Below are 15,849 nucleotides of genomic sequence, written 5' to 3'. Positions count from 1 at the left end.
CAAACTTGTAATCCAAGTTTGCAAGCTGCACTTGAAGATTTGTATACTTCAGGACAATGCCAGGTTCGTAAAGAAAAGCGTAGCGCTCCATTGCATCCAATACCATTCAATTGAAGTCCTGTCTAATCATAAAACAAAGACGAATTCCGGGATGAAGTGCAATTTTGAGTAATGCTGGTCAGGTGAGTGGGATGCGATAGCATCCATGCCTTTTTGACCAGCCAGTCGAAATTGCAAAGATGAACTACGCACACCTTACCCAAGAAAAACGATATCAGATTTATGCCTTGAAGAAAGCAGGACATAAGCCTCGCGGGATTGCTGACGTGCTGGATCGAGTCAGATCCACCATCAGTAGTGAGTTAGCCCGTAACCGGGGGCAGCGTGGCTATCGACCCAGGCAGACACAGCTTATGGCAGAGGAACGTCGCGCCATGCATGCCTGGATGATAGACGATGCCACTTGGCAATTCGCTCAAAACAAGCTGTTGCAACAATGAAGCCCGGAGCAGATCAGCAATTATGCTGACATCAGTCCGGGAACCATATATCAGCGTATCTACGCTAACAAGCGCTGGAAGGCTGCTATGGAAACAATTGCGCTGCCAGAAACAGCTTAAAAAGCGCTACGGAAAGAATGACCGGAGCGGCATTATTCCCAATCGACAGTTCATTAAGCAGCATCCGGCCTTTGTCGAAACATGCAGCCGGATTGGTGACTGGGAAGCCAATATCATCATCGGTAAAAACCATCGGCAAGTCATTGTCAGTCTGGTTGAGCGCAAAACCGGCTCCGCCCTGATACACAAAGTCGAACGTAAAACCGCACAGGCTGTGACTGACGCCATGACAAAACTACTCAAACCACACCGCGCACGCCTCCACACAATCACTTCTAACAATGGGCGGGAATTCGCCGGACACCAACCAGGTCGTCAATAAAACTCAAGGCAGATTTTACTTCGCCCATCCCTATGCGTCATGGGAGCGTGGCGCCAATGAGAACACCAATGGACTGATCCGGCATTACTTCCCCAAATACCGGGACTTCTCCACCATCACACAACAGGAGATCGACATCGCCATGGAGCGATTGAACAACCGACCCAGAAAACGACTTGGATTTTTAACTCCCAGTCAGGTATTCTTCAAGTCAGTCGTTGCACTTCAAATTTGAAACCGCGAAATAAATAACGGCTATTATTTAAACAAAAACTACCATTTATTCATATCAGTAACTCTCACTGTCTGCTCAGTATTCTCAAATTTAACCCCATGACCCATCCGGTGTTTACCCATTGAACCGAATACAAATATTGCGGCGCAACACAGCTTCCCGATCAGCACTACACCGCACATCAAAAATAACCATCTCGGTGATCATTTAGGGCTGCCAGCATGAAACTGAGTGGAAATTTACTAGCCGGGTTAACCAATTCCGTCTGGTCTGGAATTATTAGCCTGGCAGCCATCCCTTTTTACCTGAAATACCTCGGGATAGAGGCCTATGGCCTAATTGGCCTCTTCGCCTCAACACAGGCATTGCTTTCCCTTCTTGATTTGGGGCTGGCTCCCACGATCAATCGTGAAGTTGCACGGCATTCTGCAATTGGGAATTTACCCGAAGCAGGAAAATTGCTGCATACTCTTGCAGCTGTTTACTGGACTATGGCCGGAATCATTTTCTTGCTTATTCTGTCTTTAGCTTCACTTATAACAGAACACTGGCTGCAGTCTAAACACCTGTCACAAACAGACATTAAACATGCCGTAATACTGATGGGCCTGGTCATTGCATGCAGATGGCCAACCGCCTTGTACCAAGGTGCCATTATGGGGGCACAACGTTTAGCCATATCAAGCCTAATCAACATCGCAATGGTAACTCTCGCAGGCCTAGGCTCTGTGATGGTACTTGCCTTTATAACGCCAACTATCCAGGCTTTCTTTATCTGGCAGGCAGCAGTAGGACTGGTGCATGCAATCCTTTTGCAATGGGCAGCATGGCGAGTCATAGGGCGGTCGCAGAAATTGCGGTTCGACATGAACCAATTGAAACAAATATGGAGATTTTCTGCTGGCATGAGTGGGGTTGCCGTTTCCGGAATCATTCTGATGCAACTGGACAAGCTTCTCCTAAGCAGAATACTGGACCTGGAAGATTTTGGCCGTTATGCTCTCGCCGGAGTGGTTGCCAATGGCCTATACGTGCTACTGACACCTACTTTCAATGTAATTTACCCCCGTCTATCCACTCTTGTGGTTACAGAAAATACCCCGAAACTGATTGAATTATATCGGTTGGGAACCCGTTTATTTCTAGCAGCACTTTTCCCGATCGCAACGGCTGCAGCTATATTTGCTGAAGAAATAATTGCATTATGGACAGGAAATGCGGCCATTGCGTCCAGCATGACCATACTGGTGCCACTTTACCTGATAGGCACCGCTCTGAATGGAGCGATGCAGTTTCCCTATGCGTTGCAGTTGGCTTATGGAATATCGCGTTTGCCACTGATGATCAATATCATACTGGTATCCATCATGATACCTATGACCGTATTCTTGGCAATACAGTTCGGTGTAATTGGAGGAGCCGCATCCTGGGCGATCTCAGGCAGTCTGTACTTATTAATTGGCACATGGCTTACTCATAAAATTTTATTAAAAGGCCTGGGTTTAAAATGGTTATTATGGGATGTTGGAATGCCGCTTCTTATCTCAATAACAATGGTTGGCATTACAGGAAGCAAAATTCATGAGTGGGGATATGCTCCTCACTTGCAATTATTCATAGGGGGCGGACTGGTTTTATCAGCATTTCTAATAATTATTTTGTTCTCCCCTCACCTGAGGCTTACCATCCAACACAATTTTTTTCCTGGTAAAAAAGAAGTTTGATCAATAAGAGAAATGAAAAGAGGCATGGCTGCAATATTCGTTTGGCCCTTTATCAAGATTGCTAAACTCTAAATATCCCTGATATATTGCAGTGTTTTCAGAAGCTAATAAAATCAGTATCCTGACCCGAAATTTCACTGTCACATCTCTATGTTGTATTACATGAAAACAAGCATCAACCAGACGCTATTTATACATCTATACGTGAAAAAATCTATGGAAGTAACGCATGGGCATGATGGAGATAATTCAAAGCAATGACGCTAGATCTGTCTAAATCAAAGCAAGTTACCGTTCTGCTTTCTACATATAATGGAAGTAAATTCCTACAGCAACAACTGGACTCATTATATGTACAAACCTATCCAAATATTAAAATCCTGGCTAGGGATGACGGATCACTGGATGACACAAGAGGAATATTGGAAAAAGAGCATCTGAACGGACATATTGAAATATTAAAAGGACATGAAAATTTAGGACCTGCGCTGAGTTTTTTTGAATTGCTTAATCATGCCGCATCAACTGATACAGAGTACATCGCTTTTTGCGACCAAGATGATGTCTGGCACCCAAATAAAATTGAGCACGCAGTTACAGCATTATTGACCATCCCTGATAACCGTCCTGCATTGTTTTGCTCCAGGCTGGAAATTGTAGATGAACAATTAAACCATATTGGATTTACCCACACTCCTAGAAAAATAGGGTTTGGAAATGCACTCGTAGAAAACATCGCCACAGGCTGTACGATTGTGCTTAACCGTAAAGCCGTGGAACTACTTAGCCAAGATCTACCAAACAGGGTATTGATGCATGACTGGTGGTGTTATTTAGTTCTTTCTTGTTTCGGAGAGATTATTTTTGATGATCATGCCGGTATCAAATATCGGCAGCATGAAAACAACACCATTGGCGTTGCCATGGATATGTTTGACGAATTAAAAAGAAAAATTCATAGATTCATGCACAACGGGACAGGATTATTATGGTTTCATGCCTGTGTTTTTTCCAGGGTTTTTAATAAACGTATCCCGGTATCCCAGTTGCATATCCTCAACAAATTCATTGCAGCAAAATCATCAACATGGAACCGCTTACAGCTGATCTTATCCAAAGATATCTGGCGACAAAAATGGCTGGACAATCTGTTATTGCGATTAATGATCCTGATTAATCGAATTTGACTCTTGCACATACTGATATTTTTCCTTTGCAGACTTACCTTCCCCTGCATCAAGAAAAATATTCTGATCTTACTGATTAAAAATAGCCATCAGATTTATAGTGAAAAATCTTAAACCATATCCAAGTGATCAGGCATCCAGAATTCTTTATCTTTAATGAAACATACAACCGAAGAAACAGCGCCGGAGATTTCTATTTCTGTTGTCAGCCATGCACAAATTCATTTAATTAAGCATTTATTACAAGATATTCATCAATATTGTGGCAAATCTTTTATCGAAATTATTTTAACTCTAAACTTGAATGAACATGTGCCATTCATAACCGAAAGTTTTTCGTTCCCTGTAAAAATAATCCGGAACCCACATCCTCTTGGATTCGCAACCAATCATAACCAGGCGTTTGCCAATTCATCCGGACATTTTTTTTGTGTCATGAATCCCGACATCCGATTGAACGGCAATCCTTTTAGCACTTTACTAGAATGCCTGAAAAATTCTTCAATTGCTCTTGCCGCTCCGCTTGTATTAGGCCCGAACGGTGAAATAGAGGATAGTGCACGCCGGTTTCCTACCCCATTAAAAATATTATGCAAGGCAGTCGGTGGTTGCAAAGGCAATGATTACCCGATCAATATTGACCAAGTTTTCCCCGATTGGGTAGGTGGAATGTTTATGCTATTCCCACGCAGCATATACAAACTATCCGGAGGATTCAACGAGCAGTATTTTCTATATTATGAAGACGTAGATTTATGTGCCAGACTAAAATTGAAAGGTTATAAAATCGCCCTGTGCCCAAAAGCAAGAGTGATACATTTTGCCCACAGGAGTAGCCGTCACAACTTCAGGTATTTGAAATGGCACCTTACAAGCATGATGCGATTTTTTTCTTCACCCGTATTTATAAAAATCTTCTGGTTAAGCCTTAAAAAAGATAAGTAATTAGACATGGGTTCATTAACATTGAATCGAATTGTACGCAATTTAATATCAACTCCCTGCATTTAAACAAATGAATTTTCTTATCTCCGGGGCTAACGGTTTTGTTGGTAAGGCACTCTGTACTGAGTTGACTCACCGAGGACACCATATAACTGCAGCGGTACGGTCCCAGAATTCATTAATCAAAGACACGAACACAATAGTCATCGGTGAAATTGACAATAATACAAACTGGGTCGATGCACTGCGCAATGTAGATGTAGTAGTCCATCTAGCAGCTAGAGTACATATAATGCATGGCGATACCGGCGATTCTTTGGAAAAATTCCTCAAGATTAACCTGCATGGCACATCAAATTTAGCCGAACAGGCTGCCCAATCTGGAGCCAGACGGTTTGTTTACGTCAGCTCCATCAAAGTAAATGGTGAACAAACTGAACCAACGCAAACCTTTACAGAATCGGATAAACCCAACCCACAAGATCCTTACAGTCTCTCAAAGTGGCAAGCTGAACAGGAATTGCATCGCATTGCTCAAAAAACCGGCATGGAAATCGTTATTGTACGTCCCCCTTTAATTTATGGTCCAGATATGAAAGGTAATCTTGCACGGATTCTGACCGTAATCACCAAACGCATTCCTTTACCATTCGCTTCCATAAATAATCTTCGTAGCCTGATTTATGTTGAAAACCTGGTAGACGCCCTAATCACCTGCTCAACCCATAGCGCCGCTGCAGGCAAAACATACCTGGTATGCGATGATGCAGACATCTCCACTACAAATCTGTTACGCCAACTAGGCAATGGAATGGGATGTCCGGCAAATTTATTTCCGTTCCCAACCAGCTGGTTGCGCGCACTGGGGAAGTTATCTGGAAAATCAGATATTATTGGTCGGTTATGCGGATCTTTGCGAATCGATAGTGGTAAAATCCAGCGTGATTTAGACTGGACGCCTCCTTATACTTTGTATCAGGGGTTACGCACAACTGCGGCATCATACCAACACTTAGGTAAAAAAACCTGCGCATCCCAATGCAGCAATAAATCCATTAAATAATCCTAGCAGGCATTCCGCATCGAACAGAATAGGCGGAAATGATCAATGTTGTTATAAAGTAAAAGTCCTTATGTCGCATTATTCCCCCCTGATTGCAGCGCTGATTACCATGCTGGTAACTACCATTATTTTATTTAGTAAGGTAGGTAAAGAAATTCAGGATATCCCCAATGAGCGATCATTACATGCACAACCCATTCCTCGTATTGGCGGAATTGGACTGATGGCCGGCCTTCTGTCCGCATGGGGATTAATGATCAAATCTTTAGCCTGGTGGGTAGTATTACCCTTGGTCATACTATTCATTGTTTCCCTGTTGGACGATATGCGTGGCCTACGGGTACGATCACGCTTGCTGGCACAAATCACTGCGGCTGCCATTCTGGTATTCGGCTCCGGCTTGCTTACGCAAAATATTTTAGTATCGCTATTCATGATATTTTGCATAATCTGGATGACCAACCTGTTCAATTTCATGGATGGATCAGATGGCCTGGCTGCAGGCATGGCCTTTTTTGGGTTTACCATGTATGGGGTGGCAGCCCTGATGCATGGAGCGGATAACCAGGCCATGTTAAATTTTTCAATTGGCGCTGCTGGCCTGGGATTGCTGTATTACAATTTTCATCCGGCACAGGTTTTCATGGGTGATGCAGGTTCTATCCCTCTTGGTTTCTTGACTGCCGCAATGGGATTATGGGGCTGGCAACTAGCATTATGGCCCGCCTGGTTTCCTCTGCTTGTATTTTCACCATTCATAATGGATGCAAGCGTAACTTTACTGAAGCGCACATTGAACCGCAAAAAAATTTCTGAAGCACACCGCGAACATTACTACCAGCGTTTGGTACTTATTGGATGGGGCCACCGTAACGTCGCTTTATTTGAATATTCCTTGATGCTTGCAGCAGGTGCATCGGCAATTGGATGGTTAAATCATTCTACTGAATGGCCATGGATATTATTCCTGATATGGGGAAGCATATATTTAAGTTTAATGCTCATTCTGGATTATCGCTGGAAAGTTATTCAGCAAACACAACGTGGCTAAATTAGATCCCCACACCCTGCTGGCCATCCTGCATGACCTTGCAGCAGCAACACTTTCGTGGATCCTTGCTTACCTGCTACGCTTCAATTTCGACCCCGCCCCGCATTTCATTGACGAGATGCTGTATACCCTAATCTGGGTAGTACCATTACAAGGCATTACTTTCTGGCGCTTTGATTTATATCGCGGCCGTTGGCGCTATGCCAGCATCGCTGACCTGCAAAGGATTATTCTTGCCATATTTACGGCCGCCGCACTGATTCCACTGGTGCTGTGGATGTTCCGTATCAGCGCGGTAATACCGCGCTCAGTACTAATCATTGACCCTTTACTATTATTGCTTATCATGGGAGGAAGCCGCTTCCTCTACCGCCAATGGAAAGAACATGGCTTATACGGAAGATTTAAAGTCAAAGGAGAGCCAGTTCTGATTCTCGGGGCAAGCGATGCGGCCATAAACTTATCCAAAGATCTCGCGCGTAGTCCTAACTGGAGGCTGATGGGTTTTCTGGATGACAATGTGAACAACCATGGGCGCATCTTCAATGGCATTCGAGTACTGGGCTCACTGGGCAGCCTGCCACAATGGGCAAAGCGCATCGGCGTAAAGCAAGCAATTATTGCCATGCCATCAGACAATCAACAGGCACGCAAACGTGCAATTGAAATATGCACCCAGGCACATGTCAAAGCGCTGACCGCTCCATCATTTGACGACCTATTAAGTGGGCGGGTTACCATCTCTCAATTACGTGAGGTAGGGCTAGACGAATTACTGGGACGCAATTCAATCCAGTTAGATACCGCCGGATTGCAAGAATTATTACACAACAAAACTATTCTGGTAACCGGTGCCGGCGGATCCATCGGCTCTGAATTATGCCGGCAGATTATTCATTTTAAACCGCGATCCTTGATTCTATTTGAACTGAATGAATTTGCACTTTATACCATAGAACAAGATTTAACAAAGAACCTGACAGGTCCAAACATTGTTTGCCTAATTGGTGACGTGCGAGATGCAGCCCGCCTTCATCAGGTATTTTCGGAATATAAGCCCGAGCTGGTTTTTCATGCAGCCGCATACAAGCACGTTCCACTAATGGAACAGCATAACTCCTGGCAGGCAATACGCAATAACGTACTAGGCACATGGATGGTCGCCACTGTTTCACTACACCACCACGTAGAAAAGTTTATACTAATTTCTACCGATAAGGCGGTCAATCCAACTAATGTAATGGGAGCAAGCAAAAGGCTGGCTGAAATGATATGCCAAGGGCTGCAGCGACCTGACAAAACCCGCTTTATCATAGTTCGTTTTGGAAATGTTTTGGGAAGCACGGGAAGCGTCATCCCAAAATTTCGCGAGCAAATTGCAAAGGGCGGACCAATAACAGTCACGCATCCAGAAATTACCCGCTATTTCATGTCCATTCCAGAAGCCGCACAATTAGTATTACAGGCCGGCCTAATGGGGAAAGGCGGAGAAATATTTGTATTGGACATGGGCAGCCCAGTAAAAATTGTTGATCTGGCCAATGATCTCATCCGCCTTTCTGGACTCAGCGAAGAAGACATTCAGATTGAGTTCACCGGACTACGCATGGGAGAAAAACTATATGAAGAACCTTTGGCAGACAATGAACTCACCTTACCAACCCCCCATAAAAAACTGCGCATCGCGCAAGCGCGGAAGGTTGACCCCACATGGCTGGAAAATTTATTTGACTGGCTCAGTTCAAACACCACACAAGAAGATGAAGAGGTTAAACGTGCCCTATCAGAATGGGTGCCGGAATACTGCCCCGATTCCAATAAACTTAAGAAGCAGGCTTTTGATATCCAAACCAATACAAGCATACATTCGTAGACATACATTTCTACCATTAGGATATTCTGTCGCAGTGTAAATGTTTAAATCGACTTGATTACGCACAAATGGCAATTTATGCAATCGGTGATATTCAGGGATGTTACACTGAACTAGTGCAGCTACTCGAGCGGATCTCCTTTGACCCCGCTATAGACAAACTATGGCTGGTAGGCGATCTGGTAAACCGCGGGCCAGACTCATTAAGCGTGCTTCGATTAATAAAATCATTAGACCAGGCCGCAGTAACTGTATTAGGAAACCATGACCTCCACTTGCTTGCAGTAGCTGAAGGTTGTGCCAAATTACATCGCTATGACTCCCTGCATGATATCCTGGTGGCCCCCGACCGAACAGAACTCCTGGCTTGGCTAAGAAAACAGCGCATTCTTTACACGCAAGACAATTTTGTTCTGGTACATGCCGGATTACTGCCAAGCTGGTCGATTTCCCAGGCTCAAAGATTAGCTTATGAAGTAGAAGCAGAATTAAAGGGAGCTCACTATCAAGATTTTCTTGCACACATGTACGGCAATCACCCCGACCATTGGAACGAAAAACTTAACGGATATGACCGCCTGCGTGTTATAACCAATGCGTTCACACGCATGCGTATCTGCACCCCCAATGGCAGAATGGAATTTAAATTCAAAGGAGAAATGCGCGACATACCTGATGGGTATCTGCCCTGGTTTGATGTGCCAGAACGTTCCAGCGCCAGCGCTACAGTGGTATGCGGACACTGGTCAGCACTGGGATTAAGAGTCACTTCCAATTTCATTGCACTGGACACAGGATGTCTGTGGGGGGGATTTCTAACTGCCATCCGTCTTGATGACAGACAACTATTTCAAATACCTTGTTCATCCAAGCTAATTTCCCCACCACAGCAAGAAAGACGACCTTCAAATACCCAGGATTAGTTATTTATTTCTTTAAACGACCTGACCTGAACGACCCCACCACTTACAACTTCAAGCTAATTTCATGTATCAAAACGGTTCATTAATCCTTTTTCCGGCCAAAAATTATCTGCATTTTTATTGATAGAATTTTTATTAACACAGCAAATGGCTTATAAATCAATTTCATAACAAATTATTTTACTCTCTGATATCATATCCTTTATAGTAACAATAGAAAGGAGGAGCGGGGTTTCGCCTCGCCCTAATGAGTAGCAATTACGATTGTTCATTTCCATATCGGTCTTCCACTGAAGTCGGCAAAAAATTAATTGCCGATAGGGTTACCTGTGAACGGAATTTTTTTTCCTGCGGCCTTGTTTTTATTCTAATCATTAGTCATAGGGCAGGCAGAATATTCCACCTTTGGAATATCATACTACTGCCTAGAGCAAATCCTGCGTCAATCACAAATACATTCGCTCGTAAATTCTCTTCCTCGATACCGCAGTCCGACCGTGCAAACAGCAGTTCCATCATTGGTATGCGTCTCTTCTCACGGCCATACTTGGGAATAGTCTGATGGATATACTGATTTTAATAGGCCTGATTTTACTGAACGGCATCTTTGCCATGTCGGAAATTGCACTCCTGACCGCCCGTCAGGCTCGTCTTTCCCGCCTTGCATCCGATGGAAACTCTTCTGCAGAGATGGCTATCCGTCTGGGAGAGAACCCAACACACTTTCTTTCCACTATCCAGACAGGAATCACCTCAATCAGCATTCTGAACGGTATCGTCGGAGAAGCGGTATTGGCTGCCCCCTTTGCTACCTGGCTTCAGCAACTCGGCGTTGAGCAGCAGCTCAGCGAATTTGGCGCCACGGCCCTGATCGTTGTAACCATTACCTATCTTTCCATTGTCGTTGGCGAGCTTGTCCCCAAGCGTATCGCGCAATTTAACCCGGAAGGAATTGCATGTCTGGTAGCCAAGCCAATGCACATTCTTGCATTAGTCACCCATCCATTCGTACGTTTGCTCTCCGTATCCACAGACGCTGTACTAAAAATGATGGGAAAGAGCCAGCAATCAGAACCTAGCGTAACGGAAGAAGAAATTCATGCCATGCTGGAAGAAGGCTCAGAGGCGGGAATTATTGAACAGCATGAACACAACATGGTTCGGAACGTCTTTCGTCTGGATGAAAGACAAGTTGCATCCCTGATGATTCCCCGGGCGGACATAGTTTACCTTGATGTCAATCAACCGCTTGAAGAAAATTTATCACGCATTGCACAATCGGATCATTCACGTTTTCCCGTATGTCGGGGAGGACTAGGCGACTTGTTAGGCATAGCCTCCATAAAACAATTGTTTAACCAAACTGTAAATGGAAGCCTGCCTGATCTGACCACCCAACTACATCCATGTGTTTTTGTTACCGAATCCTTAACCGGCCTGGAGCTTCTGACACAGTTCCAGGAATCCGATACACCCATGGTTTTTGTTATCGATGAGTATGGGGAAATTCAGGGACTGGTTACGCTTCAGGATGTCCTGGAGGCGGTTACCGGAGAATTCATGCCTCCTGATATCTCTGATCGCTGGGCAATCCAGCGCGATGATGGGTCTTGGTTACTGGATGGAATGATACCGATACCTGAGTTGAAAGATCATTTAAAATTAAAATCTGTCCCGGAAGAAGACAAAGGCCGCTACCATACTCTTAGCGGAATGGTCATGTGGTTGCTCGGACGGCCTGCCAACGTCGCTGACATCGTAAACTGGGAAAAATGGAAGCTAGAAGTAGTCGATCTCGATGGCAAACGAATAGACAAAGTACTCGCCAGCCAGATCGTAGTGCCAGTCCAGCCAGAAAACAACAGCGAATCCCAAAACGATACGGAAAAAACGGATTAAAACTACTTTTACATGAAAAACCTTTCCCTGTGAATGTCAGTAAAAAAGCAACTGAAATGGCACATGAAAACGTGCCTGGTTTCAACTTACTTAAGTTTATATATTTAAACAGCCCAGCAGGAACCCTTATATCAGATCATGTAAAATACCCTGCAAATCACTTCTGAAAAATTTGCCGGCATAGCTCAGTTGGTAGAGCAGCGCATTCGTAATGCGAAGGTCGGGGGTTCGACTCCTCTTGCCGGCACCACCTTACAATTAGTAGCAGGTTGCAACAGCTACTAATATCAACAAATCAATGTACTTAGTGAAAACGCCATCTAGCAATAGGTGGCGTTTTTTTGCATTTTGTTGCTATGATGTGTCCCAAAATTGCCCCGTGCACTGTCCCAAATAATCAGGCATGTAAATCAGCGTGCAAAACTTTCAGATTAGGGGTGGAAACAGCGTCCAATAGTTTCCACCCTGATATGTAACCATCCGGTTTTTTGCCGGGGGTATCAGGAGTGTTTTACATGGACATTATTTACGAAATACGTCGGCGGCATCTGGTACAGAAACAATCCATTTCTGCTATTGCCAGAGAGATGGGAATATCCCGGCCTACCGTGCGTAAGTTTCTCAAAGCATTAAAAGAACCGAAATATGAGCGGGTTCAGCCCATCTCCCCGAAACTTGGCGCGTTTGAAATCTACCTGACGCATTGGCTGGAAGAGGAAGCGAAGTTACCGCGATTCCGACTCCGCACTGCCTACCGGCTATATGAAGGTTTACAGGAAATGGGCTATGACGGCGCCTATGACAGCGTACAGCGGTTCGTGAAGCACTGGAAGGCCATGAATCATGGTCCCAGGTTGACGGAAGCTTTCGTGCCGCTGCTGTTTGTGGCTGGCGATGCCTGCCAATTTGACTGGAGCCATGAACAGGTGGAACTGGGAGGCGTCCTGGAAACCGTCAAGGTAGCGCACTTCCGGATGGCCTACAGCCGCCAGATGTTTGTAGTCGCCTATCCAAGGGAAACCCAGGAAATGATTATGGATGCACACAACCGAGCCTTTGCGTTCTTTGGAGGCGTTCCTGCTCGATTGATTTATGACAATCTCAAGACGGTCGTGGAATCTGTATTTACCGGCAAGGAACGTAAATTCAACCGGCGCTTCCTGTGCATGGCCAACCACTATCTTTTTGAGCCGGTTGCCTGTACCCCCGCTTCTGGCTGGGAGAAAGGCCAGGTGGAAAATCAGGTTGGCAATATTCGTGAATGGTTATTCACGCCCTTGGCCCGATTTGCCACGTTTGCTGAATTGAATAGATGGCTTGTGACCCGCTGCAAAGAATTGGCACAGCGTACTCACCCAACCCAGAGCCAGCGCACCATTGCATCGTGCTTTGCCGACGAGCAACCACTTCTACGTCCCGTTACAGCCAGCTTTGATGGGTATGTTGAACAAATGATGCGTGTTTCTTCGACTTGTCTGGTACGCATCGACCGGAATCGCTACAGTGTTCCTGCCAGTGCAGCCGGGCAGGCCGTTTCGGTCCGCAGCACCGCGGACCAGATTCGCATCGTCGCGCATGGCGAAGTCATTGCATCACATGACAGGGGGTTCAGTCGCGACCAATTAATCTGCGATCCCTGGCACTACCTGCCGATACTGGAGAAAAAGCCAGGTGCACTGCGCAATGGTGCACCATTCACTGCCTGGAACTTGCCCAAAGCGATTCAGGCCGTGCGAGACCGGATTCTGCAACAGCCCAAAGGGGATCGTGCCTTTGTTGAACTGTTGATACTGGCGGGAGAAACAGGGCTGGATGCGCTTACCGTAGCATGCGAGCTCACGCTGGAGTGTGGCATTGTCAATGCACCGGTTGTAATGAATGAATTACGCAGGCTCATTGCCCCCCATCTGCCTGCCGTAGAGATTCCTGTTCCAGATGGAATTACATTGACCATGGAGCCGCTCGCCAACTGTAATCGTTATGACTATTTGCTGGGGTCTGCCAATGTCCATTGATTACGTGACCAGTTTGAAAACGCTGCATCTTTATGGCATGGCAACGGCATGGAGTGAATTACAGGCGGAGAAGCCAAGACAGGCGCATCGGCCGGAAACATGGATGGAGCGTCTGATCACCGCCGAACAAACCGACCGTAAACTCAAAAGCTTGCGGTACCAACTCAAGGCCGCCCGTTTCCCGATTCATCGCGATCTGCTGGGTATCGACTGGACTGAAACACCATTATTGCAATCCATTGTGGAACAGCTGGCAACGGCTGCCTTTATGGATACGGCCCATAACCTGATTCTGGTTGGAGGAACAGGGACAGGGAAATCTCATCTGGCCACTGCAATTGGCGTGGCAGCCATTCATCAATCCAGACGCGTCCGCTTTTTTAATGTAGTGGATTTGGTCAGTCAACTTGAACGGGAGAAAAGCCTGGGCAAGGTCGGCAATCTGGCCAAGCAGCTTTGTCTGGTGGACGCGGTCATTCTGGATGAACTGGGCTATTTGCCGTTCCCAGCGTCCAGCGGTGCGCTACTGTTCCATCTCATCAGCCAGCTCTATGAGAAAACGTCCCTGATCATTACGACCAATCTGTCGTTCGGAGAATGGGTTCAGGTGTTTGGTGATGCGAAAATGACTACGGTATTATTGGATCGTGTAACGCATCACTGCGATATCCTGGAAACCGGGAACGATTCTTACCGTTTCAAACAACGGAAAAATAGATCTCAGCAAACCGAAAAAGTGGAAAAAATTGGACGCTGATTGACACTATTGAGTCTACGAAATATGAGATTGCGGTAGAGTATTTCATTAAGGCTGAAAAAGCCGCCTCCGAACCGGTCCAGCGGGCAAGTGCACTGGTGAACAAGGGCGTTACGCTCGGTCAGATGGGGCAAAGCGAAGGGGAAATTGCCATCTACGACGCAGTGGTGCGACGCTTCGGCGAGGCGACGGAGGCGCCGTTGCGGGAACTAGTGGCAAAAGCACTGGAGAAAAAGGGAGATGTGTCTTGACGTCAGTATACGTTGTGCGGAGAGGGACGCAAAAAATGATGGATCATTACAGGCAGGGTGAGTGCTTTATAAATAAGCAGACTATCCGGACACATCCAACACTAAACAGCGTGATTCACTTATCTCAATCTCCAATAAAGCCAAAAACCGCTTATACTCAAGCCAAGCAACGCAAGTGAAATAACATCCAGAAACCAGACAGCATAGCGCCCGAATATTCGCCCGCTATGAATATCCTGGATAACCCGCTGCAATGGTACACCCGGCGCAAGAACCTCCGCCGAGCGCGCCCTGGCTTCGGCAGGAAGATCCTGCAAATATGACCATGTGATACCTGTCACACTTGTTTTCTTCCAGTTTTTCTTATCTTCGGATACATACACACCAAAGGGGGTCTTCAGCACTACATTGGCACCGGTTTTCCCTATGGCCAGAATCGGGTACCCCGGTAAAAATTGCTTTTCACGTTTCTCAAACAACTCACCATCCGAATGATATAGAAAAAGATCGGTCGCAGTCGCTACATAATTGATCCCGCCTGCTTCAACCGCTCCTACAGGACGCCCTGTACTGCCTGACAAAAAAACATCATCCAGCACCCATCTATCCCCGTCCCAGGATAAATACCCCTTACCAAGGTCATACCCTTCCTTGGGCTCAGCGGCAGGAATTTCATACCAATTCGATAGCCAGGAACATCTGATTTCATGTTTGTACAAACCAAACATGTCGCTGTGATTTACAAGCAAACCTGAAAACAGCAAATACAACCAGAAAAAAACAAAAGACGCACCTGCGAGCCCATGCCACCGGCGAACATCATGAATATTCATCATCCAACCACTTGTAAAATTTTACTGATACACTCGGCCTGTTTCATTCAGAAGCGATTGTGCTATTGCTGTTCTGGTCTGCCCCGAGGAATTTTGCACATTTTTCGGCGACGGCCATGAATGCCCTGGTAGAGGGGGAATCCGGATGTTC

Annotated in this window: 15 protein-coding genes and 1 tRNA gene; 15 read left to right on the top strand and 1 reads right to left on the bottom strand. The window is 45.7% G+C overall.

Annotated elements, in window-relative coordinates; all coding sequences use genetic code 11:
- Positions 1 to 239: 239 nt before the first annotated feature.
- The 15 genes from KJA68_RS06165 to KJA68_RS10970 all read left to right on the top strand — a co-directional run bounded on the left by KJA68_RS06165 (position 240) and on the right by KJA68_RS10970 (position 14,865).
- A complete protein-coding gene (locus KJA68_RS06165; protein ID WP_213036068.1) occupies positions 240 to 500 on the top strand; it encodes a helix-turn-helix domain-containing protein in 261 nt (86 codons plus the stop codon).
- Between the two features lie 22 nt (positions 501 to 522).
- On the top strand, positions 523 to 942 hold the full coding sequence (locus KJA68_RS06160; RefSeq protein ID WP_213036067.1) for an IS30 family transposase: 420 nt from the start codon (positions 523 to 525) through the stop codon (positions 940 to 942).
- Positions 902 to 1,177 (top strand): IS30 family transposase, encoded by a 276-nt coding sequence (locus KJA68_RS06155; RefSeq protein WP_213036066.1) that lies wholly within the window; start codon positions 902 to 904, stop codon positions 1,175 to 1,177. Before KJA68_RS06160 ends, KJA68_RS06155 begins: the two co-directional genes overlap by 41 nt.
- 221 nt (positions 1,178 to 1,398) lie before the next feature.
- Positions 1,399 to 2,901 carry a lipopolysaccharide biosynthesis protein gene (locus KJA68_RS06150; RefSeq protein ID WP_213036065.1) on the top strand — a complete coding sequence of 501 codons (1,503 nt, stop codon included), beginning with the start codon at positions 1,399 to 1,401 and terminating at the stop codon, positions 2,899 to 2,901.
- A 257-nt stretch (positions 2,902 to 3,158) separates the two neighbouring features.
- Entirely contained in the window at positions 3,159 to 4,088 is a 930-nt protein-coding gene (locus KJA68_RS06145; RefSeq protein ID WP_213036064.1) for a glycosyltransferase family 2 protein, read from the top strand.
- 156 nt (positions 4,089 to 4,244) lie between these two features.
- A complete protein-coding gene (locus KJA68_RS06140; protein ID WP_213036063.1) occupies positions 4,245 to 5,033 on the top strand; it encodes a glycosyltransferase in 789 nt (262 codons plus the stop codon).
- A 70-nt stretch (positions 5,034 to 5,103) separates the two neighbouring features.
- A complete protein-coding gene (locus tag KJA68_RS06135; RefSeq protein ID WP_213036062.1) occupies positions 5,104 to 6,096 on the top strand; it encodes a UDP-glucose 4-epimerase family protein in 993 nt (330 codons plus the stop codon).
- A gap of 70 nt (positions 6,097 to 6,166) precedes the next feature.
- Entirely contained in the window at positions 6,167 to 7,147 is a 981-nt protein-coding gene (locus KJA68_RS06130; RefSeq protein WP_213036061.1) for an MraY family glycosyltransferase, read from the top strand.
- Entirely contained in the window at positions 7,140 to 9,020 is a 1,881-nt protein-coding gene (locus KJA68_RS06125; RefSeq protein WP_213036060.1) for a polysaccharide biosynthesis protein, read from the top strand. The genes KJA68_RS06130 and KJA68_RS06125 overlap by 8 nt, the downstream gene beginning before the upstream one ends.
- Before the next feature lie 68 nt (positions 9,021 to 9,088).
- Positions 9,089 to 9,943: a symmetrical bis(5'-nucleosyl)-tetraphosphatase gene (locus KJA68_RS06120; protein ID WP_213036059.1), complete on the top strand. Its 855-nt coding sequence runs from the start codon at positions 9,089 to 9,091 to the stop codon at positions 9,941 to 9,943.
- Between the two features lie 561 nt (positions 9,944 to 10,504).
- A complete protein-coding gene (locus KJA68_RS06115) occupies positions 10,505 to 11,842 on the top strand; it encodes a hemolysin family protein (protein ID WP_213036058.1) in 1,338 nt (445 codons plus the stop codon).
- 174 nt (positions 11,843 to 12,016) lie between these two features.
- Positions 12,017 to 12,092 (top strand) — tRNA-Thr (locus KJA68_RS06110).
- 265 nt (positions 12,093 to 12,357) lie between these two features.
- Entirely contained in the window at positions 12,358 to 13,857 is a 1,500-nt protein-coding gene (istA, locus tag KJA68_RS06105; RefSeq protein ID WP_213036057.1) for an IS21 family transposase, read from the top strand.
- Complete coding sequence (gene istB / locus KJA68_RS06100; protein ID WP_213036056.1) at positions 13,847 to 14,614, top strand: IS21-like element helper ATPase IstB; 768 nt, start codon at positions 13,847 to 13,849, stop codon at positions 14,612 to 14,614. The genes istA and istB overlap by 11 nt, the downstream gene beginning before the upstream one ends.
- A gap of 125 nt (positions 14,615 to 14,739) precedes the next feature.
- Positions 14,740 to 14,865 (top strand): hypothetical protein, encoded by a 126-nt coding sequence (locus KJA68_RS10970; RefSeq protein ID WP_281412144.1) that lies wholly within the window; start codon positions 14,740 to 14,742, stop codon positions 14,863 to 14,865.
- 119 nt (positions 14,866 to 14,984) lie between these two features.
- On the opposite strand, the gene KJA68_RS06095 is transcribed toward KJA68_RS10970, so the two are convergent.
- The gene (locus tag KJA68_RS06095; RefSeq protein WP_213036055.1) at positions 14,985 to 15,701 is read right to left on the bottom strand and encodes a PepSY domain-containing protein; all 717 of its coding nucleotides are present in this window, start codon (positions 15,699 to 15,701) and stop codon (positions 14,985 to 14,987) included.
- Positions 15,702 to 15,849 lie beyond the last annotated feature (148 nt).

Origin of the sequence: Candidatus Nitrotoga fabula (genome assembly GCF_905221025.1) — a bacterium.
Taxonomy (GTDB): domain Bacteria; phylum Pseudomonadota; class Gammaproteobacteria; order Burkholderiales; family Gallionellaceae; genus Nitrotoga; species Nitrotoga fabula.
Note: the sequence above shows the minus strand (reverse complement) of the source record. Positions and strands in the feature narration are given on the sequence as shown.